The organism is Agrobacterium tumefaciens (genome assembly GCA_025560025.1).
In the GTDB taxonomy this organism is placed as follows: domain Bacteria; phylum Pseudomonadota; class Alphaproteobacteria; order Rhizobiales; family Rhizobiaceae; genus Agrobacterium.
This window is the reverse complement of record CP048485.1, coordinates 1,610,312-1,630,535: the sequence shown is the minus strand read 5'-3', so window position 1 is coordinate 1,630,535 and position 20,224 is coordinate 1,610,312. Positions and strand designations below refer to the sequence as shown.

The window sequence follows — 20,224 nt, the reverse complement described above, 5'->3', positions numbered from 1 at the left end:
GGCTTCAAGCCCCTTTCCGTCGTTATCGTTTTTAAAACTTATTACCCAAAAGCCGCTTGAAAACGGCTTTTGGGTAATGGGTTCTTCAAGAGAATGGTTCCGAACCGGCTCATCTAGGCAATCCGGCCTGATCGATCCGGGATGTGGAACGAGATTGATGATACCCATTGCTTGACGGGGTCGACTGGCCATCGGTTCCCGTCCGTTGCAGGCCCGGATGCAATTTTAAAGGAGCGACGATGGCTCAGACCCTTTCGTTTAACGGTCGTAGGCGCGTACGCAAGTTTTTCGGCAAAATTCCAGAAGTAGCGGAAATGCCGAACCTCATCGAGGTTCAGAAGGCTTCGTATGACCAGTTTCTCATGGTTGACGAGCCCAAGGGTGGCCGTCCCGACGAGGGATTGAATGCCGTATTCAAATCCGTATTCCCGATCACCGATTTCTCGGGCGCGTCCATGCTCGAATTCGTTTCCTACGAATTCGAAGCGCCGAAGTTCGACGTCGAGGAATGCCGTCAGCGCGATCTGACCTATGCAGCGCCGCTGAAAGTGACGCTGCGCCTCATCGTGTTCGATATCGACGAGGATACAGGCGCGAAGTCCATCAAGGACATCAAGGAACAGTCCGTCTACATGGGCGACATGCCGCTCATGACCAATAACGGCACGTTCATCGTCAACGGCACCGAGCGCGTCATCGTTTCGCAGATGCACCGTTCGCCGGGCGTGTTCTTCGATCACGACAAGGGCAAGAGCCATTCTTCCGGCAAGCTGCTTTTCGCCGCACGCGTAATCCCGTATCGCGGTTCCTGGCTCGACATCGAGTTCGACGCCAAGGACATCGTCTATGCGCGTATCGACCGCCGCCGCAAGCTGCCCGTGACCTCGCTCCTGATGGCGCTTGGCATGGATGGCGAAGAAATCCTGTCGACCTTCTATACCAAGGCTACCTACGAGCGCTCCGGCGACGGCTGGCGTATTCCGTTCCAGCCCGAAGCGCTGAAGAATGCCAAGGTCATCACCGACATGATCGACGCCGATACCGGCGAAGTCGTTGTCGAAGGCGGCAAGAAGCTGACCCCGCGCCTTATCCGCCAGCTGACGGAGAAGGGTCTCAAGGCCCTGAAGGCGACCGACGAAGACCTCTACGGCAACTTCCTAGCCGAAGACATCGTCAACTACTCGACGGGTGAGATCTATCTCGAAGCCGGCGACGAAATCGACGAGAAGACGCTCGGTCTCATTCTTCAGTCGGGCTTTGACGAGATTCCGGTCCTCAACATCGACCACGTCAATGTTGGCGCCTATATCCGCAACACGCTCTCGGCCGACAAGAACCAGAACCGCCAGGAAGCGCTGTTCGACATCTACCGTGTCATGCGTCCGGGTGAACCGCCGACCATGGATTCGGCGGAAGCGATGTTCAATTCGCTGTTCTTCGATGCTGAACGTTACGATCTCTCGGCTGTTGGCCGCGTGAAGATGAACATGCGTCTCGACCTCGACGCGGAAGACACCGTGCGCACGCTGCGCAAGGAAGACATCCTCGCTGTCGTCAAGATGCTGGTCGAACTGCGTGACGGCAAGGGCGAAATCGACGACATCGACAACCTCGGCAACCGCCGTGTTCGTTCTGTCGGCGAGCTGATGGAAAACCAGTATCGTCTCGGCCTTCTGCGCATGGAACGTGCGATCAAGGAACGTATGTCCTCGATCGAAATCGACACCGTGATGCCGCAGGACCTGATCAACGCGAAGCCGGCAGCTGCCGCCGTTCGCGAATTCTTCGGTTCCTCGCAGCTGTCGCAGTTCATGGACCAGGTGAACCCGCTTTCGGAAATCACCCACAAGCGCCGTCTTTCGGCTCTTGGACCGGGTGGTCTGACCCGTGAGCGCGCCGGCTTCGAAGTCCGCGACGTTCACCCGACCCACTATGGCCGTATTTGCCCGATCGAAACGCCGGAAGGCCCGAACATCGGTCTGATCAACTCGCTTGCCACCTTTGCCCGCGTCAACAAGTACGGCTTCATTGAAAGCCCGTACCGCAAGATCATCGACGGCAAGGTGACGACGGACGTGATCTACCTCTCCGCCATGGAAGAGGCCAAGTACTACGTCGCACAGGCCAATGCCGAACTCGATGGCGAAGGCGCCTTCGTTGAAGAGTTCGTTGTTTGCCGTCACTCGGGCGAAGTCATGCTCGCACCGCGCGACAACATCAACCTGATGGACGTTTCGCCGAAGCAGCTCGTTTCGGTCGCGGCGGCTCTCATTCCGTTCCTGGAAAACGACGACGCCAACCGCGCTCTCATGGGCTCGAACATGCAGCGTCAGGCCGTTCCGCTTCTGCGGGCGGAAGCGCCGTTCGTCGGCACCGGCATGGAACCGATCGTCGCTCGCGACTCCGGCGCTGCCATCGCGGCTCGCCGCGGCGGTGTTGTCGACCAGGTGGATGCGACCCGTATCGTTATCCGCGCCACGGAAGACCTCGATGCCGGCAAGTCGGGCGTCGATATTTACCGTCTGCAGAAGTTCCAGCGTTCGAACCAGAACACCTGCGTCAACCAGCGTCCGCTGGTCGCCGTCGGTGATCTGATCTCCAAGGGTGACATCATCGCGGACGGTCCGTCGACCGACCTCGGCGACCTGGCACTCGGCCGCAACGCGCTCGTCGCGTTCATGCCCTGGAACGGCTACAACTACGAAGACTCGATCCTGATGTCGGAGCGTATCGTTTCCGACGACGTGTTCACCTCCATCCACATCGAAGAATTCGAAGTGATGGCGCGCGACACGAAGCTTGGTCCGGAAGAAATCACGCGCGACATTCCGAACGTTTCGGAAGAAGCGCTGAAGAACCTCGACGAAGCCGGTATCGTTTACATCGGTGCGGAAGTTCAGCCGGGCGACATCCTCGTCGGCAAGATCACGCCGAAGGGCGAAAGCCCGATGACGCCGGAAGAAAAGCTTCTGCGCGCCATCTTCGGTGAAAAGGCTTCCGACGTTCGCGACACCTCCATGCGCATGCCTCCCGGCACGTTTGGTACCGTTGTCGAAGTCCGCGTCTTCAACCGTCACGGTGTGGAGAAGGACGAGCGCGCGATGGCCATCGAGCGCGAAGAGATCGAGCGTCTGGCAAAGGACCGCGACGACGAACAGGCAATTCTTGACCGTAACGTCTACGGCCGCCTGATCGACATGCTGCGTGGTCACGTTTCCATCGCCGGTCCGAAGGGCTTCAAGAAGGGCGTCGAGCTTTCCAACGCCGTCGTCTCCGAATATCCCCGCTCGCAGTGGTGGATGTTTGCAGTCGAAGACGAGAAGGCCCAGTCCGAACTGGAAGCGCTTCGCGGCCAGTACGACGAATCCAAGTCGCGCCTTGAACAGCGCTTCATGGACAAGGTCGAAAAGGTCCAGCGCGGCGATGAAATGCCTCCCGGCGTCATGAAGATGGTCAAGGTCTTCGTCGCTGTTAAGCGCAAGATCCAGCCGGGCGACAAGATGGCCGGCCGTCACGGTAACAAGGGCGTCGTCTCTCGTATCGTTCCGGTCGAGGACATGCCGTTCCTCGAAGATGGTACGCATGTCGACATCTGCTTGAACCCGCTCGGCGTGCCTTCGCGCATGAACGTCGGCCAGATCCTCGAAACCCACCTCGCATGGGCATGCGCAGGCATGGGCAAGAAGATCGGCGAGATGCTCGAAGAGTATCGCAAGACGATGGACATCAGCGAGCTTCGCACCGAGCTCACCGAAATCTATGCGAGTGAATCGCATGATGAGGTGCAGCGCTTCGATGACGAATCGCTGGTCAAGCTTGCCGAAGAAGCCAAGCGCGGTGTTTCCATCGCGACCCCGGTCTTCGACGGTGCGCATGAGCCTGACGTTGCCGCGATGCTGAAGAAGGCAGGTCTGCATGAATCCGGTCAGTCCGTTCTTTATGACGGTCGTACCGGTGAGCCGTTCGACCGCAAGGTCACCGTCGGCTACATGTACATGATCAAGCTGAACCACCTTGTCGACGACAAGATCCACGCTCGCTCGATCGGTCCTTACTCGCTCGTTACCCAGCAGCCGCTGGGCGGCAAGGCTCAGTTCGGCGGACAGCGCTTCGGGGAAATGGAAGTCTGGGCTCTGGAAGCATACGGCGCGGCTTACACGCTGCAGGAAATGCTCACCGTCAAGTCGGATGACGTGGCGGGCCGTACCAAGGTCTACGAGGCGATCGTCCGTGGCGACGACACGTTCGAGGCCGGCATTCCGGAGAGCTTCAACGTTCTCGTCAAGGAAATGCGGTCGCTCGGTCTTTCGGTCGAACTGGAAAACTCGAAGATCGAGAACCAGCCCGAAGACCAGCTGCCCGACGCGGCGGAATAAAAATGAGAGAGGCGGGCGCCTTTTGGGCGCCTGCCGGCTCCCGCATCGGCCAGGCCGGTGTGGGACACTTTCGCCGCATTGTGCGGTTAAATCCGTATTTAAAGCTCTGGACGGTGACCCGGGAAGAAGCCGGTCCAGATGCAAACAGGGGCAGCAGCTAGCCTCTCAAGGAGACAAGGCATGAACCAAGAGGTCATGAATCTTTTCAATCCTCAGGTGCCTGCGCAGCATTTCGATTCCATCCGGATTTCGATCGCTTCGCCGGAAAAAATCCTGTCGTGGTCCTACGGCGAGATCAAGAAGCCGGAAACCATCAACTACCGTACGTTCAAGCCGGAACGCGACGGTCTCTTCTGCGCGCGCATCTTCGGACCGATCAAGGACTATGAGTGCCTGTGCGGCAAGTACAAGCGCATGAAGTACAAGGGCATCATCTGCGAAAAGTGCGGCGTCGAAGTCACGCTGTCGCGCGTTCGCCGTGAGCGCATGGGCCATATCGAGCTCGCAGCGCCGGTTGCCCATATCTGGTTCCTGAAGTCGCTTCCCTCGCGTATCTCGACCCTGCTCGACATGACGCTGAAGGATGTCGAGCGCGTTCTCTATTTCGAGAACTACATCGTCACGGAACCCGGCCTCACTTCTCTGAAGCAGAACCAGCTTCTGTCCGAAGAAGAGTACATGATCGCCGTTGACGAATTCGGCGAAGACCAGTTCACCGCCATGATCGGCGCTGAAGCCATCTACGAGATGCTGGCTTCGATGAACCTCGAAAAGATCGCTGGCGACCTGCGTGCCGAACTTGCTGAGACCACGTCTGATCTCAAGCAGAAGAAGCTGATGAAGCGCCTGAAGATCGTCGAGAACTTCATGGAGTCGGGCAACCGTCCTGAATGGATGATCATGAAGGTCGTTCCGGTCATTCCGCCGGACCTGCGTCCGCTGGTTCCGCTGGATGGCGGCCGTTTTGCGACGTCTGACCTTAACGATCTCTATCGCCGCGTCATCAACCGTAACAACCGTCTGAAGCGCCTGATCGAGCTTCGTGCGCCTGGCATCATCATCCGCAACGAAAAGCGTATGTTGCAGGAATCCGTCGATGCGCTGTTCGACAACGGTCGTCGCGGCCGCGTCATCACGGGTGCCAACAAGCGTCCGCTGAAGTCGCTCTCCGACATGCTCAAGGGCAAGCAGGGCCGCTTCCGCCAGAACCTTCTTGGCAAGCGCGTCGACTATTCCGGTCGTTCGGTCATCGTGACCGGTCCGGAACTGAAGCTGCACCAGTGCGGCCTGCCGAAGAAGATGGCGCTCGAACTGTTCAAGCCGTTCATCTACGCCCGCCTCGACGCCAAGGGTTATTCCTCGACCGTCAAGCAGGCCAAGAAGCTGGTTGAAAAGGAAAAGCCCGAAGTTTGGGATATCCTCGACGAGGTCATCCGCGAGCATCCGGTTCTCTTGAACCGCGCACCGACGCTGCACCGTCTGGGTATCCAGGCTTTCGAACCCATGCTGGTCGAAGGCAAGGCCATCCAGCTGCACCCGCTCGTCTGCACGGCCTTCAACGCCGACTTCGACGGTGACCAGATGGCTGTTCACGTTCCGCTCTCGCTGGAAGCCCAGCTGGAAGCGCGCGTGCTGATGATGTCGACCAACAACATCCTGCATCCGGCAAACGGCCACCCGATCATCGTTCCTTCGCAGGACATGGTTCTCGGCCTGTATTACCTGTCGATCATGAACCAGAACGAGCCGGGCGAAGGCATGGCCTTCTCGGATATCGGCGAGTTGCATCACGCGCTTGAAAACAAGGTCGTGACGCTGCATGCCAAGATCCGCGGCCGCTTCAAGACCGTGGATGGCGATGGCAAGCCGGTTTCGAAGATCCATGAAACGACCCCAGGCCGTATGCTCATCGGCGAACTTCTGCCGAAGAACGTCAACGTGCCTTTCGACGTCTGCAACCAGGAAATGACCAAGAAGAACATCTCCAAGATGATCGACACGGTCTACCGTCATTGCGGCCAGAAAGACACGGTCATCTTCTGCGACCGCATCATGCAGCTCGGCTTTGCCCATGCCTGCCGCGCCGGCATTTCGTTCGGCAAGGACGACATGGTCATTCCGGACAGCAAGGTGAAGATCGTCGGTGACACCGAAGCCTTGGTGAAGGAATACGAACAGCAGTATAATGACGGTCTCATCACCCAGGGCGAAAAGTACAACAAGGTTGTCGACGCTTGGGGCAAGGCTACCGAAAAGGTCGCCGAAGAGATGATGGCACGCATCAAGGCTGTCGAGTTCGATCCGGAAACGGGCCGCCAGAAGCCGATGAACTCCATCTACATGATGTCCCACTCGGGCGCCCGCGGTTCTCCGAACCAGATGCGTCAGCTGGGCGGCATGCGTGGCCTGATGGCGAAGCCGTCGGGTGAAATCATCGAGACGCCGATCATCTCGAACTTCAAGGAAGGCCTGACCGTTAACGAGTACTTCAACTCGACCCACGGTGCCCGTAAGGGTCTTGCAGACACCGCCCTGAAGACGGCGAACTCGGGTTACCTTACCCGCCGTCTCGTCGACGTCGCACAGGATTGCATCGTCAACTCCGTGGATTGCGGCACTGACAAGGGCCTCACCATGACCGCCATCGTCGATGCCGGTCAGGTCGTTGCCTCGCTTGGCGCACGTATCCTCGGCCGTACGGCTCTTGATGATATCGATCATCCGGTTTCCGGCGAGAACATCGTCAAGGCCGGCACGCTTATCGATGAGGCCGATGTGGCCGCCATTGAAAAGGCTGGCATCCAGTCCGTCCGCATCCGTTCGGCTCTGACCTGCGAAGTGCAGATCGGTGTCTGCGGCGTCTGCTACGGTCGTGACCTTGCACGCGGTACGCCTGTCAACATGGGCGAAGCCGTTGGCGTCATCGCTGCACAGTCGATCGGTGAACCGGGCACGCAGCTCACCATGCGTACGTTCCACCTTGGTGGTACGGCGAACGTGGTCGACCAGTCGTTCCTCGAAGCGTCGTATGAAGGCACGATCCAGATCAAGAACCGCAACATCCTGCGGAACTCCGAAGGCGTTCTCATCGCCATGGGCCGTAACATGTCCGTTACGATCCTTGATGAGCGCGGCGCGGAACGTTCCTCGCAGCGTGTCGCTTACGGTTCGAAGATCTTCGTGGATGATGGCGACAAGGTTAAGCGTGGTCAGCGTCTTGCAGAGTGGGACCCCTACACCCGTCCGATGATGACGGAAGTGGAAGGTACCGTTCACTTCGAAGACCTCGTCGACGGTCTTTCCGTTCTGGAAGCGACCGACGAATCCACCGGCATCACCAAGCGTCAGGTCATTGACTGGCGCTCGACGCCGCGCGGTTCGGACCTCAAGCCTGCAATCGTCATCAAGGACGCTTCCGGTGCTGTGGCGAAGCTTGCCCGTGGTGGCGAAGCCCGCTTCCAGCTCTCCGTCGACGCCATTCTGTCGGTCGAGCCGGGTTCGAAGGTCTCCCAGGGTGACGTGCTTGCACGTTCGCCGCTGGAAAGCGCCAAGACGAAGGACATCACCGGTGGTCTGCCGCGCGTTGCCGAACTGTTCGAAGCCCGTCGTCCGAAGGACCACGCCATCATCGCCGAGATCGATGGTACGATCCGCCTCGGCCGCGACTACAAGAACAAGCGTCGCGTGATGATCGAGCCTGCGGAAGACGGCGTCGAGCCGGTCGAATACCTGATCCCGAAGGGCAAGCCCTTCCATCTTCAGGAAGGCGACTACATCGAGAAGGGCGAATACATTCTCGACGGCAACCCGGCACCGCATGACATTCTGGCGATCAAGGGCGTGGAGGCTCTGGCTTCCTACCTCGTGAACGAAATCCAGGAAGTCTACCGTCTGCAGGGCGTTGTGATCAACGACAAGCACATCGAAGTGATCGTTCGCCAGATGCTGCAGAAGGTTGAAATCACCGATGCCGGCGACAGCCAGTACATCGTTGGTGACAACGTCGATCGCATCGAGCTCGACGACAACAACGACCGCCTGATCGAAGAAGGCAAGAAGCCTGCCTATGGCGAGCCGGTTCTGCTCGGCATCACCAAGGCTTCGCTGCAGACGCCGTCCTTCATTTCGGCCGCATCGTTCCAGGAAACCACCAAGGTTCTCACGGAAGCTGCGATTGCCGGCAAGACGGACACGCTGCAGGGCCTCAAGGAAAACGTCATCGTCGGCCGCCTCATCCCGGCCGGTACTGGCGGCACCATGACGCAGATCCGCCGCATCGCCACCTCGCGCGACGACCTCATCCTCGAGGAACGCCGCAAGGGTACGGGTGCAGGTTCTGCAAACCAGATGCTGCAGGACATGACGGATCAGGTTCCGGCTGCGGAATAAGGTCGGGGCAGGGGCTTTACGAAGCCCCGCCGAAGTTCAGTAACGAAAACGCCCGGAGTGATCCGGGCGTTTTTTTGTTTTGGCAGGTCGAGGGGGCAATCCGATCTTGAGACTATCCGCGCAGGTGTGTTTTCAATCCTGTTCGCCGATGGTGTAGCGTGTCAAAACGGAAAGCCGGCGAACGAGATCGGTCTGGCCGGTGCTGCCGGTCTTGGCATAGATAGACTTGGCGTTACTGCGGACGGTCTCATGGGATATATTCAATTGCTTCGCCACTGAAGGAAGCGAAAGCCCCTTCATGATCTCCAGTGCGACGCGGGCCTCGCCCTTGGTGAGATCGTAAAGGCCCTTCAGGAGCGGCGTGGCGTCGGCGACCGTATCCGTGGGTTGCGATATCAACACGATGGCGGAGCCGTTCGGCGACAGGTCGAGCGCGTCCTTGCGCAATGGTATGACGTGGAGGATGCAGGCCTTGTCTTCCGCCGGCAGAGGGAAGGAGCCGACACTGTGCCCGGCGAGCGCCTTGTAGAGTAGCCGGTTCACTCTTTCGTCAGAGATCACAATCCTGTCGCGTGCCCGGGTGGAAATGAATTTCTGGATTTTCTGGAACAGGGTGTTGGCGGAAAGAACACGCCCGCTTGCCTGAAGCACGGCCGCCGGCGCGCCTATGGCGTTGAGGCCAAGCGTGATGGCATCGGCCTTCTGGCGCTGCAGCCCTGTTGCGAGCGTGAGGCTGCGGGCGATATGCGGCCTTAGCTGGCCGAGGGCGGCCATGGTCTCCGGCCCGATGACGCCGCTTTCGAGCCTGCGCTCGAAAAGTACGGTCATCTCCGGGTGGTCGGGTGGTGCGACCTGCGTCGACACCCCATATCCCAGTCCGCGCGGCATGAGAAAGTCACGCACGATCGGCAAGCCAGCCCATTCGTCATGGGTGAAAACATCGAAATCATGCACGAAGGAAAATTGCCCCTCGCGGATTGCGCGGGTGAGGCGGTCATTGCGGTGATTCCAGCCGCCCTCCATGAAGGCCTGCATCAGTTCCTGGAAATTCGGCGTGAAGAGCCAGGCCTCTTCCTCGCCCTTGCCCCAGGTGAGCGCCCCGCCCCAGAAATCCAGCCGGTGGCCGATTGCGGCTATGACCTTTGCCCAACGGTTGGGGAAGAGTGCCGCTTCATAGATGTCATCAAGGATGTCTGCCGACGATATATTATTCAACCCGCCACCGAAATATTATGCCGGGACCACTTTAAGCTGATGTTTTCGTGTTGTTCAATAGATGGCGTGATTAATACTATTGTATTTAAAGTATATGTTCTATGAGTGACTTAATATATTTACAAGTCTTCCATAGGGATCGCGCAGAAACAGGCGGCGGACGCCCCAGGGCTCGGAGACGGGGCCGTATTCGATCGGCAGTTCCGCCTTCAGGATTTTGGCGTGAACCTCGTCGAAATTGTCGATCTCGATGGAGAGATCCGGAACGGCTGTACCGGAGCCTCCTTCGCTGGCGAAGCTGATCTGCACCATGGCTTCCCGCGGACTTGCATAGGTGACGATCCAGCCGTGGTCCATGGCGACGGTCATGCCGAGAATATCGCGGTAAAAGACACCCGCTTTTGTCAGGTCGGGTGTCGATATATTGGCGACGATGCGTCTGACCGTCATCTGGCCGGCTCTCAGGCGAAGCGGATGATGGCGACTTCGCCTTCCAATGCGCCCTGATAGGCGGAAGCGTGTGGCTCCTCATCCGGCACTTCGGTCAGCATGCCGATCTGGTCGAGATCGGCTTCGATGAAACCTTCCTCGGAAAGCGCATTCAGCGTTTCACGGACGGCGGTGTCATCATCCGGCGCGCGCAGGATGACGTGGATGTCGATGCCCTCGGAATTGTCGTTCTCGTAAGCCTTGCCGATGACGATGAAGACCATCGGCTCGTCGCGTCCATTGTCGTTGTCGGGGAGGGTGCTCATGACGCGGTTCCTTGATGTGTCGTTGTGAGTACGCGGGTCGGCCGGAATCGGTCTTGCGCGCGGCGGGTGAAGTCTTTGGTCCGCCTGAGGGAATCAATAGACGGATTTTATGAAAAGCCAAAGGCCGGAGGTCAAAATCGCTGTTGGCGACGATGACTTATGTTAGAAGCGGGGAGAAATGGCCCGTGCGCGGGCTTTGTGGCCGCGGGTGCCCCCGCAAAATGTGGATTCACCCTTGACGAAAGCTGGCTAAAACAGTAGTACGCCCGCCATCGGAGCCTCTGTGGGTGCTGGCCGTTCGGTAACCTTTTTCCCGAACATCATCTCAAACGGGTCTCCATTGCACGTAGAAGACACGAATGTTGCACGCAAGACGCCTCATCCGGTGTCCTCTGCTCTTGGTGGTCCATCCGTGAAAACGGATCGGGCCACGTTTTGCGCATGAGGATATATGCGTGCATCGTCGCCGGCAACGGCATAGCCGCCACCCGTGAGGGTGGCTAAAGTAGTTTTTGCAAGGGATGGTTATATGCCTACCGTAAACCAGCTGATCCGCAAGCCTCGCCAGGCACAGGTAAAGCGCAACAAGGTTCCTGCTCTTCAGGAAAACCCGCAGAAGCGTGGCGTTTGCACCCGCGTTTACACGACGACCCCGAAGAAGCCGAACTCGGCTCTGCGTAAGGTTGCCAAGATCCGCCTCACCAACGGCTTCGAAGTCATCGGCTACATTCCAGGCGAAGGTCACAACCTTCAGGAACACTCCGTGGTCATGATCCGCGGCGGCCGCGTAAAGGACTTGCCGGGCGTGCGTTACCACATCATCCGCGGTGTTCTCGATACCCAGGGCGTCAAGAACCGCAAGCAGCGCCGCTCCAAGTACGGTGCGAAGCGTCCGAAGTAATTCGGGTTTAAACAAATTCCGGCGCTGCGCGAGGTTCTCCGCGTGGTTTAGCGTCAATAACATTGAGAGACAAAGAATATGTCCCGTCGCCATAGTGCAGAAAAGCGTGAGATCAATCCGGACCCGAAGTTCGGCGATCTGGTCGTCACCAAGTTCATGAACGCCATCATGCTTCACGGCAAGAAGTCGGTCGCAGAAAGCATCGTTTACGGCGCATTCGACGTCGTTCAGGGCAAGACGAAGCAGGAGCCGCTCGGCGTGTTCCACTCCGCCCTCGACAACGTTGCTCCGCACGTTGAGGTGCGTTCGCGCCGCGTTGGTGGTGCCACGTATCAGGTTCCCGTCGACGTTCGCCCCGAGCGCCGTCAGGCCCTCGCTATCCGCTGGCTGATCACGGCTGCCCGCAAGCGCAACGAAACGACCATGGTCGATCGCCTTTCCGGCGAACTCATGGACGCTGCGAACAACCGCGGTTCTGCTGTCAAGAAGCGCGAAGACACGCACAAGATGGCTGACGCCAACCGCGCATTCTCGCATTACCGCTGGTAATCTTAACCGGTCGCATATCGAAAGGCAGTCCATTATGGCTCGCGAATATAAAATCGAAGACTACCGCAATTTCGGTATCATGGCGCATATCGACGCCGGCAAGACGACGACCACCGAGCGTATCCTTTATTACACCGGTAAGTCGCACAAGATCGGCGAAGTTCACGATGGCGCTGCCACGATGGACTGGATGGAGCAGGAGCAGGAGCGTGGTATCACCATCACCTCCGCAGCCACCACGACCTTCTGGAAGGGTCGCGACGGCAAGATGCGCCGCTTCAACATCATCGACACCCCCGGCCACGTCGACTTCACCATTGAAGTCGAGCGTTCGCTGCGCGTTCTCGACGGCGCCATCGCGCTGCTCGACGCCAACGCCGGTGTTGAGCCGCAGACGGAAACCGTCTGGCGCCAGGCCGAGAAGTATCATGTTCCGCGCATGATCTTCTGCAACAAGATGGACAAGACCGGTGCTGACTTCTACCGCTCGGTAGAAATGATCAAGACCCGTCTCGGCGCAATCGCCGTTGTCATGCAGCTGCCGATCGGCGCTGAGACCGAGTTCAAGGGCGTTATCGACCTGATCGAGATGAACGCACTCATCTGGCGCGACGAATCGCTCGGCGCTCAGTGGGACGTCGTCGAAATCCCTGATGACATGAAGGCCAAGGCTGACGAATATCGCGAAAAGCTGATCGAGACCGTTGTCGAGATCGACGAAGAAGCGATGGAAGACTACCTGAACGGCATCATGCCCGACAACGACAAGATCCGTGCGCTCGTTCGCCGCGGCACCATCGACGTGAAGTTCCACCCGATGTTCTGCGGTACCGCGTTCAAGAACAAGGGCGTTCAGCCGCTTCTCGACGCCGTCGTCGACTACCTGCCTTCTCCGCTGGACATTCCGGCGATCAAGGGCATCGACTTCAAGACCGAAGCCGAAATCGAACGTCATGCCGACGACAGCGAGCCGCTTTCCATGCTCGCGTTCAAGATCATGAACGACCCCTTCGTCGGTTCGCTGACCTTCGCACGTATCTACTCGGGCAAGCTCGAAAAGGGTACGTCTGTCATCAACACGGTCAAGGACAAGCGCGAGCGCGTCGGCCGTATGCTGCAGATGCACTCCAACAGCCGTGAAGACATCGAAGAAGCCTTCGCAGGCGACATCGTTGCTCTGGCTGGCCTCAAGGAAACCACCACTGGCGATACGCTCTGCGATCCGCTGAAGCCGGTTATCCTCGAGCGCATGGAATTCCCCGAGCCGGTCATCCAGATCGCGATCGAGCCGAAGACCAAGGGCGACCAGGAAAAGATGGGCCTCGCGCTCAACCGTCTGGCTGCTGAAGATCCTTCGTTCCGCGTCAAGACCGACGAAGAGTCCGGTCAGACGATCATCGCGGGCATGGGCGAACTTCACCTCGACATTCTCGTTGACCGTATGCGTCGCGAGTTCAAGGTTGAAGCAACCGTCGGCGCTCCGCAGGTTGCCTATCGCGAAACCATCACGCGTCAGCACGAAGAAGACTACACGCACAAGAAGCAGTCCGGTGGTACCGGTCAGTTCGCTCGCGTGAAGATCATCTTCGAACCGAACCCCGAAGGCGAAGACTTCAAGTTCGAATCCAAGATCGTCGGCGGTGCTGTTCCGAAGGAATACATCCCGGGCGTTCAGAAGGGTATCGAAAGCGTCCTGTCTTCCGGTCCGCTCGCTGGCTTCCCGATGCTCGGCGTCAAGGCGACCCTGATCGACGGTGCATTCCACGACGTCGACTCGTCGGTTCTCGCCTTCGAAATCGCATCGCGTGCCTGCTTCCGTGAAGCAGCGAAGAAGGCTGGTGCACAGCTTCTCGAGCCGATGATGAAGGTCGAAGTCGTTACGCCGGAAGATTACGTCGGTGACGTTATCGGTGACCTCAATTCCCGCCGTGGTCAGATCCAGGGTCAGGAAAGCCGTGGTATCGCCGTTGTCATCAACGCGCATGTTCCGCTCGCGAACATGTTCAAGTACGTCGACAACCTGCGTTCCATGTCGCAGGGCCGCGCTCAGTACTCGATGACGTTCGATCACTATTCGCCGGTTCCGTCGAACGTGGCGCAGGAAATCCAGGCTAAGTACTCCGGTCAGAAGTGATCGGGGTACGCCCCACCGAATTTTGAAGATTATTCCCGTCAAGGGACAAGAATGGAGAGCCACTAATGGCAAAGAGCAAGTTTGAGCGCAATAAGCCGCACGTCAACATTGGCACGATCGGTCACGTTGACCATGGCAAGACGTCGCTGACCGCCGCGATCACGAAGTTCTTCGGCGAGTTCAAGGCGTATGACCAGATCGACGCCGCGCCTGAAGAAAAGGCACGTGGTATCACGATTTCGACGGCCCACGTTGAGTATGAGACGCCGAACCGTCACTACGCGCACGTTGACTGCCCCGGCCACGCCGACTACGTGAAGAACATGATCACCGGTGCTGCCCAGATGGACGGCGCGATCCTGGTTTGCTCGGCCGCTGACGGCCCGATGCCGCAGACCCGCGAGCACATCCTGCTTGCCCGTCAGGTTGGCGTTCCGGCAATCGTCGTGTTCCTCAACAAGGTCGACCAGGTTGACGACGCCGAGCTTCTCGAGCTCGTCGAGCTGGAAGTTCGCGAACTTCTGTCGTCCTACGACTTCCCGGGCGACGATATCCCGATCATCAAGGGTTCGGCTCTTGCCGCTCTTGAAGACAGCGACAAGAAGATCGGTGAAGACGCGATCCGCGAGCTGATGGCCGCTGTTGACGCCTACATCCCGACGCCTGAGCGTCCGATCGACCAGCCGTTCCTGATGCCGATCGAAGACGTGTTCTCGATCTCTGGCCGTGGTACGGTTGTGACGGGTCGCGTTGAGCGCGGTATCGTCAAGGTTGGTGAAGAAGTCGAAATCGTCGGCATTCGCCCGACCTCGAAGACGACGGTTACCGGCGTTGAAATGTTCCGCAAGCTGCTCGACCAGGGCCAGGCTGGCGACAACATCGGTGCGCTGGTTCGCGGCGTTACCCGTGACGGCGTTGAGCGTGGTCAGATCCTGTGCAAGCCGGGTTCGGTCAAGCCGCACAAGAAGTTCATGGCAGAAGCCTACATCCTGACGAAGGAAGAAGGCGGCCGTCATACGCCGTTCTTCACGAACTACCGTCCGCAGTTCTACTTCCGCACGACGGACGTGACCGGTATCGTTTCGCTGCCGGAAGGCACGGAAATGGTTATGCCTGGCGACAACGTCACGGTTGAAGTCGAGCTGATCGTTCCGATCGCGATGGAAGAAAAGCTGCGCTTCGCTATTCGCGAAGGCGGCCGTACCGTCGGCGCCGGCATCGTGGCTTCGATCGTCGAGTAATTTCGACTTTTAAAATTCAGGCCGGCGGCGGTGTCACAAACACCGCCGCCGGACTTTTGATAAAAAGCCTGGCGGCGTTGCATTTTTAGTGCTTGAAAAATTCGGTGAAAGCGCGTAAACGCGCACTCACACTCACCGCTGGATTCGCAAGCGATTGCGAAACGCGGTGTTTTAGCAATACAGACAACTGAAATGATTGGGATGCGATAGCGCATTTCTCTCGATTTTTGAAAATCTGCGGCGCCACGATCAATAGAAGTTCATGTGTTTCCGCGTGCGGAAACGAATAACAAAGAACAAGGACAAGACGAATGAACGGCCAGAATATCCGTATCCGCCTCAAGGCGTTCGATCACCGGATCCTCGATGCCTCTACCCGTGAAATCGTGTCGACCGCAAAGCGCACCGGCGCCAGCGTTCGCGGCCCGGTTCCGCTCCCCACCCGCATCGAAAAGTTTACCGTCAACCGCTCTCCTCACGTTGATAAGAAGAGCCGTGAACAGTTCGAAATGCGGACGCACAAGCGTCTTCTCGATATCGTTGACCCCACCCCGCAGACTGTCGATGCTCTGATGAAGCTCGACCTCGCTGCTGGCGTTGACGTGGAAATCAAGCTCTAAGACCCGGCCCGATCCATCCAAGGTGAGGGCTGAAATAACAAGGAAGGTACGTGGAGCAATCCAACGACTTCCAAACCGGAGACCGGAAACATCGTGAGATGTCGAAGGGCACTCCTTAACAAAGGCCAGAGAGGGTTTTCCCTTCAAGGCTCGCAAGAGGATGAACCAATGCGTTCAGGTGTGATTGCACAGAAAGTGGGTATGACACGCGTCTATAACGACGCAGGTGAACATATCCCTGTAACAGTATTGCGACTGGATAACGTACAAGTCGTTGCCCAGCGCACGGAAGACAAGAATGGCTATACCGCAGTTCAGCTCGGTGCCGGCCAGTCCAAGGTCAAGAACACGACGAAGGCACTTCGCGGTCATTTTGCCGCTGCCAATGTCGAACCGAAAGCCAAGCTCGTCGAGTTCCGGGTTTCCCCCGAGAACCTGATCGACATCGGTGCAACACTGACCGCAAATCATTTTCAGTCCGGCCAGCTGGTCGACGTCACTGGAACCACGATCGGTAAGGGCTTTGCCGGTGCTATGAAGCGTCACAACTTCGGTGGTGGTCGCGCTTCGCACGGTAACTCCGTATCGCACCGTGCACACGGTTCGACCGGTAACAACCAGGATCCGGGCCGCGTCTGGAAGGGCAAGCGCATGGCTGGTCATATGGGCCAGACGCGCGTTACGACCCAGAACCTCGAAGTCGTTTCGACCGATGAAGACCGTGGCCTCATCCTCGTGAAGGGTGCAGTTCCCGGCTCGAAGGGTTCCTGGATCATCGTCCGCGACGCCGTCAAGTCGGCTGCGAAGTAAGGGAGCCTTATCATGGAATTGAACGTCAAGACCCTCGAGGGAAAAGACGCCGGCAAGGTTTCTCTGTCGGATGAGATCTTCGGCCTCGACCCCCGCCAGGACATCCTGGCCCGCATGGTTCGCTGGCAGCTTGCAAAGAAGCAGCAGGGAACCCACAAGTCCAAGAACCGGTCGGAAGTTTCCCGCACCGGCGCGAAGATGTACAAGCAGAAGGGTACGGGCCGCGCTCGTCACCATTCGGCTCGCGCACCGCAGTTCCGCGGCGGCGGCAAGGCCCACGGCCCGGTCGTTCGCAGCCACGCCCACGACCTTCCCAAGAAGGTTCGCGCGCTCGCTCTGCGTCACGCTTTGTCTGCAAAGCTGAAGGCTGAAGAACTGATCATCGTCGATCAGCTCGTTGCGTCCGAAGCAAAGACCAAGGCTCTGCTGGGCAGCTTCGCTTCGCTTGGCCTGACCAACGCTCTCGTTATCGGTGGCGCTGAACTTGATGGCAACTTCAAGCTCGCAGCCCAGAACATCCCGAATGTGGACGTTCTGCCGGTACAGGGCATCAATGTTTACGACATCCTGCGCCGTGGCAAGCTGGTGCTTTCCAAGGCTGCTGTAGAGGCTCTGGAGGAGCGGTTCAAATGACGGATCTTCGCCACTACGATGTGATCGTATCTCCTTCGATCACGGAAAAGTCGACGCTGGTATCCGAACAGAACCAGGTCGTATTCAACGTCGCCAAGAGCGCTTCCAAGCCTGAAATCAAGGCTGCCGTGGAAGCTCTCTTCGGTGTCAAAGTCACGGCTGTGAACACGCTTATCCGCAAGGGTAAGACCCGTCGTTTCCGTGGGTTCGCCGGTAAGCTTAAGGACGTCAAGAAAGCCGTCGTTACGCTCGCCGAAGGTCAATCCATCGACGTGTCCACCGGACTCTAAAGGTTAGGCCCAAGCGGGCAAAGACCCAAAAGGGAACAAGAATATGGCATTGAAAAGTTTCAATCCGACCACGCCGAGCCAGCGCCAGCTGGTTATCGTGGACCGCGCTTCGCTCTACAAGGGCAAGCCGGTAAAGGCTCTCACCCAGGGCCTCAGCTCCAAGGGTGGCCGCAACAACCAGGGCCGGATCACCGTCCGGTTCCAGGGTGGCGGTCACAAGCGGACCTATCGTCTGGTGGATTTCAAGCGTCGCAAGTTCGACGTTGAAGGCACCGTTGAGCGTCTGGAATACGACCCCAACCGCACCGCGTTCATCGCGCTGGTTACGTATACCGACGGCGAACAGGCTTACATTCTCGCGCCACAGCGTCTCGCTGCCGGTGACAAGGTGATCGCCTCCGACAAGGCAGTGGACGTGAAGCCCGGCAATACCATGCCGCTTCAGTACATTCCGGTCGGTTCGATCATCCACAACGTCGAGATGAAGCCGGGCAAGGGCGGTCAGATCGCCCGCTCCGCCGGTACGTATGTCCAGCTCGTCGGCCGCGATGCCGGTATGGCCATCCTGCGTCTCAACTCGGGCGAACAGCGTCTGGTGCATGGCTCGTGCCTTGCATCGATCGGCGCTGTTTCGAACTCGGATCACGGCAACATCAACGACGGCAAGGCTGGTCGTTCCCGTTGGCGTGGCAAGCGTCCGCACGTTCGCGGCGTCGTCATGAACCCGGTCGACCACCCGCACGGTGGTGGTGAAGGTCGCACGTCGGGTGGTCGCCACCCGGTTACTCCGTGGGGCAAGCCCACGAAGGGCAAGCGCACCCGTTCGAACAAGTCGACCGACAAGTTCATCATGCGCTCGCGCCATCAGCGTAAGAAGTAAGAGAGGTAGTCACTAATGGCTCGTTCAGTATGGAAAGGTCCGTTTGTTGACGGCTATCTTCTCACCAAGGCTGAGAAGGTGCGCGAGAGCGGACGTAACGAAGTAATCAAGATCTGGAGCCGTCGCTCCACGATCCTGCCGCAGTTCGTTGGTCTGACCTTCGGCGTTTATAACGGTAGCAAGCATGTGCCCGTCTCCGTCAACGAAGACATGGTCGGACACAAGTTCGGTGAATTCTCTCCGACCCGTACCTATTACGGTCACGGCGCGGACAAGAAGGCAAAGAGGAAGTAATCATGGCGAAGGCTAAGACCGAACGCCGGCTGAAGGACAATGAGGCTCAGGCCATTGCCCGTACGCTCCGCGTCAGCCCCCAGAAACTGAACCTGGTTGCCGCTCTTATCCGTGGCAAGAAGGTTGATCGCGCTCTCGCCGAGCTCGAATTCTCCCGCAAGCGCATCGCAGGCACCGTCAAGAAGACGCTCGAATCTGCGATTGCCAATGCGGAAAACAACCATGACCTCGACGTCGACGCTCTCGTCGTCGCCGAGGCCTATGTTGGCAAGTCCATCACCATGAAGCGTTTCCACGCCCGTGGCCGTGGTCGTGCATCCCGCATTGAAAAGCCGTTCTCTCACCTCACGATCGTTGTTCGTGAAGTTGAGGAAAAAGGGGAGGCCGCATAATGGGTCAGAAAATCAATCCGATCGGCTTCCGCCTCGGCATCAACCGTACCTGGGATAGCCGCTGGTACGCTGACACTGCCGAATACGGCAAGCTTCTGCATGAAGACCTGAAGATCCGGGCTTACCTGATCAAGGAACTCAAGCAGGCCGGTATCGCCAAGGTGGTCATCGAGCGTCCGCACAAGAAGTGCCGCGTCACGATCCACTCGGCTCGTCCGGGTCTGATCATCGGCAAGAAGGGCGCGGACATCGAGAAGCTTCGCAAGAAGCTTTCCGAGATGACCGACTCCGAAACGCACCTCAACATCGTTGAAGTGCGCAAGCCGGAAATCGACGCGACGCTGGTTGCCCAGTCGATCGCTCAGCAGCTCGAGCGCCGCGTGGCTTTCCGCCGTGCGATGAAGCGTGCTGTTCAGTCCGCAATGCGTCTTGGCGCCGAAGGCATCAAGATCACCTGCGGCGGCCGTCTCGGCGGTGCTGAAATCGCTCGTACCGAATGGTACCGCGAAGGCCGCGTTCCGCTGCACACGCTGCGTGCGGACATCGATTACGGCACGGCAGAAGCTGAAACCGCATTCGGCATCTGCGGCATCAAGGTCTGGATCTTCAAGGGCGAAATCCTTGAGCACGATCCGATGGCTTCTGAGCGTCGCGGTCTCGAAGGCGACGCACAGGGCCCTGCAAGCCGTGAGCGTGGCGATCGTCCCGATCGTCGTCGCGAAAACGCTTGATTGACGCTGGCGAA

17 protein-coding genes are annotated in these 20,224 nt (G+C 58.4%); 14 read left to right on the top strand and 3 right to left on the bottom strand.

The window, feature by feature from the left end; genetic code table 11:
* Nucleotides 1-239 precede the first annotated feature (239 nt).
* Nucleotides 240-4,376, top strand: coding sequence for a DNA-directed RNA polymerase subunit beta (rpoB, locus tag FY152_08015; protein UXS32037.1), 4,137 nt, complete (start codon nucleotides 240-242; stop codon nucleotides 4,374-4,376).
* Between the two features lie 180 nt (nucleotides 4,377-4,556).
* Complete coding sequence (gene rpoC / locus FY152_08010; protein UXS32036.1) at nucleotides 4,557-8,765, top strand: DNA-directed RNA polymerase subunit beta'; 4,209 nt, start codon at nucleotides 4,557-4,559, stop codon at nucleotides 8,763-8,765.
* Nucleotides 8,766-8,897: 132 nt separating this feature from the next.
* Here the strand turns inward: rpoC and FY152_08005 are convergent, their stop codons facing one another.
* From FY152_08005 to FY152_07995, 3 genes are all read right to left on the bottom strand, one after another.
* Nucleotides 8,898-9,980, bottom strand: coding sequence for a helix-turn-helix transcriptional regulator (locus FY152_08005; GenBank protein ID UXS32035.1), 1,083 nt, complete (start codon nucleotides 9,978-9,980; stop codon nucleotides 8,898-8,900).
* Nucleotides 9,981-10,079: 99 nt separating this feature from the next.
* Nucleotides 10,080-10,430 carry a glyoxalase gene (locus tag FY152_08000; protein UXS32034.1) on the bottom strand — a complete coding sequence of 117 codons (351 nt, stop codon included), beginning with the start codon at nucleotides 10,428-10,430 and terminating at the stop codon, nucleotides 10,080-10,082.
* A gap of 11 nt (nucleotides 10,431-10,441) precedes the next feature.
* Nucleotides 10,442-10,735, bottom strand: coding sequence for a transcriptional regulator (locus tag FY152_07995; GenBank protein UXS32033.1), 294 nt, complete (start codon nucleotides 10,733-10,735; stop codon nucleotides 10,442-10,444).
* Between the two features lie 529 nt (nucleotides 10,736-11,264).
* Here FY152_07995 and FY152_07990 point away from each other — a divergent pair.
* From FY152_07990 to rpsC, 12 genes are all read left to right on the top strand, one after another.
* Nucleotides 11,265-11,636 (top strand): 30S ribosomal protein S12, encoded by a 372-nt coding sequence (locus tag FY152_07990; protein ID UXS32032.1) that lies wholly within the window; start codon nucleotides 11,265-11,267, stop codon nucleotides 11,634-11,636.
* A 78-nt stretch (nucleotides 11,637-11,714) separates the two neighbouring features.
* Nucleotides 11,715-12,185 carry a 30S ribosomal protein S7 gene (gene rpsG, locus FY152_07985; protein UXS32031.1) on the top strand — a complete coding sequence of 157 codons (471 nt, stop codon included), beginning with the start codon at nucleotides 11,715-11,717 and terminating at the stop codon, nucleotides 12,183-12,185.
* 34 nt (nucleotides 12,186-12,219) lie between these two features.
* A complete protein-coding gene (gene fusA / locus FY152_07980; protein UXS32030.1) occupies nucleotides 12,220-14,319 on the top strand; it encodes an elongation factor G in 2,100 nt (699 codons plus the stop codon).
* A gap of 65 nt (nucleotides 14,320-14,384) precedes the next feature.
* Nucleotides 14,385-15,560 carry an elongation factor Tu gene (gene tuf, locus FY152_07975; GenBank protein ID UXS32029.1) on the top strand — a complete coding sequence of 392 codons (1,176 nt, stop codon included), beginning with the start codon at nucleotides 14,385-14,387 and terminating at the stop codon, nucleotides 15,558-15,560.
* A 311-nt stretch (nucleotides 15,561-15,871) separates the two neighbouring features.
* A complete protein-coding gene (rpsJ, locus tag FY152_07970) occupies nucleotides 15,872-16,180 on the top strand; it encodes a 30S ribosomal protein S10 (GenBank protein ID UXS32028.1) in 309 nt (102 codons plus the stop codon).
* A 168-nt stretch (nucleotides 16,181-16,348) separates the two neighbouring features.
* Entirely contained in the window at nucleotides 16,349-16,990 is a 642-nt protein-coding gene (gene rplC / locus FY152_07965) for a 50S ribosomal protein L3 (protein ID UXS32027.1), read from the top strand.
* A 12-nt stretch (nucleotides 16,991-17,002) separates the two neighbouring features.
* Nucleotides 17,003-17,623: a 50S ribosomal protein L4 gene (gene rplD, locus FY152_07960; protein UXS32026.1), complete on the top strand. Its 621-nt coding sequence runs from the start codon at nucleotides 17,003-17,005 to the stop codon at nucleotides 17,621-17,623.
* Nucleotides 17,620-17,913, top strand: a complete 294-nt coding sequence (locus tag FY152_07955; protein ID UXS32025.1) for a 50S ribosomal protein L23 — start codon at nucleotides 17,620-17,622, stop codon at nucleotides 17,911-17,913. Before rplD ends, FY152_07955 begins: the two co-directional genes overlap by 4 nt.
* 43 nt (nucleotides 17,914-17,956) lie before the next feature.
* Nucleotides 17,957-18,793, top strand: coding sequence for a 50S ribosomal protein L2 (gene rplB / locus FY152_07950; protein ID UXS32024.1), 837 nt, complete (start codon nucleotides 17,957-17,959; stop codon nucleotides 18,791-18,793).
* A 15-nt stretch (nucleotides 18,794-18,808) separates the two neighbouring features.
* Nucleotides 18,809-19,087 (top strand): 30S ribosomal protein S19, encoded by a 279-nt coding sequence (rpsS, locus tag FY152_07945; protein UXS32023.1) that lies wholly within the window; start codon nucleotides 18,809-18,811, stop codon nucleotides 19,085-19,087.
* Between the two features lie 2 nt (nucleotides 19,088-19,089).
* Nucleotides 19,090-19,479 (top strand): 50S ribosomal protein L22, encoded by a 390-nt coding sequence (gene rplV / locus FY152_07940; GenBank protein UXS32022.1) that lies wholly within the window; start codon nucleotides 19,090-19,092, stop codon nucleotides 19,477-19,479.
* Nucleotides 19,479-20,210, top strand: a complete 732-nt coding sequence (gene rpsC / locus FY152_07935; protein ID UXS32021.1) for a 30S ribosomal protein S3 — start codon at nucleotides 19,479-19,481, stop codon at nucleotides 20,208-20,210. The genes rplV and rpsC overlap by 1 nt, the downstream gene beginning before the upstream one ends.
* The last annotated feature ends 14 nt before the right edge of the window (nucleotides 20,211-20,224 follow it).

What these genes read in the sequence shown, in the direction of transcription:
- rpoB (UXS32037.1), top strand. Translation starts at nt 240, where the DNA reads ATGGCTCAGACCCTTTCGTTTAACGGTCGTAGGCGCGTACGCAAGTTT.
- rpoC (UXS32036.1), top strand. Translation starts at nt 4,557, where the DNA reads ATGAACCAAGAGGTCATGAATCTTTTCAATCCTCAGGTGCCTGCGCAG.
- FY152_08000 (UXS32034.1), bottom strand. Translation starts at nt 10,430, where the DNA reads ATGACGGTCAGACGCATCGTCGCCAATATATCGACACCCGACCTGACA.
- FY152_07995 (UXS32033.1), bottom strand. Translation starts at nt 10,735, where the DNA reads ATGAGCACCCTCCCCGACAACGACAATGGACGCGACGAGCCGATGGTC.
- FY152_07990 (UXS32032.1), top strand. Translation starts at nt 11,265, where the DNA reads ATGCCTACCGTAAACCAGCTGATCCGCAAGCCTCGCCAGGCACAGGTA.
- rpsG (UXS32031.1), top strand. Translation starts at nt 11,715, where the DNA reads ATGTCCCGTCGCCATAGTGCAGAAAAGCGTGAGATCAATCCGGACCCG.
- fusA (UXS32030.1), top strand. Translation starts at nt 12,220, where the DNA reads ATGGCTCGCGAATATAAAATCGAAGACTACCGCAATTTCGGTATCATG.
- tuf (UXS32029.1), top strand. Translation starts at nt 14,385, where the DNA reads ATGGCAAAGAGCAAGTTTGAGCGCAATAAGCCGCACGTCAACATTGGC.
- rpsJ (UXS32028.1), top strand. Translation starts at nt 15,872, where the DNA reads ATGAACGGCCAGAATATCCGTATCCGCCTCAAGGCGTTCGATCACCGG.
- rplC (UXS32027.1), top strand. Translation starts at nt 16,349, where the DNA reads ATGCGTTCAGGTGTGATTGCACAGAAAGTGGGTATGACACGCGTCTAT.
- rplD (UXS32026.1), top strand. Translation starts at nt 17,003, where the DNA reads ATGGAATTGAACGTCAAGACCCTCGAGGGAAAAGACGCCGGCAAGGTT.
- FY152_07955 (UXS32025.1), top strand. Translation starts at nt 17,620, where the DNA reads ATGACGGATCTTCGCCACTACGATGTGATCGTATCTCCTTCGATCACG.
- rplB (UXS32024.1), top strand. Translation starts at nt 17,957, where the DNA reads ATGGCATTGAAAAGTTTCAATCCGACCACGCCGAGCCAGCGCCAGCTG.
- rpsS (UXS32023.1), top strand. Translation starts at nt 18,809, where the DNA reads ATGGCTCGTTCAGTATGGAAAGGTCCGTTTGTTGACGGCTATCTTCTC.
- rplV (UXS32022.1), top strand. Translation starts at nt 19,090, where the DNA reads ATGGCGAAGGCTAAGACCGAACGCCGGCTGAAGGACAATGAGGCTCAG.
- rpsC (UXS32021.1), top strand. Translation starts at nt 19,479, where the DNA reads ATGGGTCAGAAAATCAATCCGATCGGCTTCCGCCTCGGCATCAACCGT.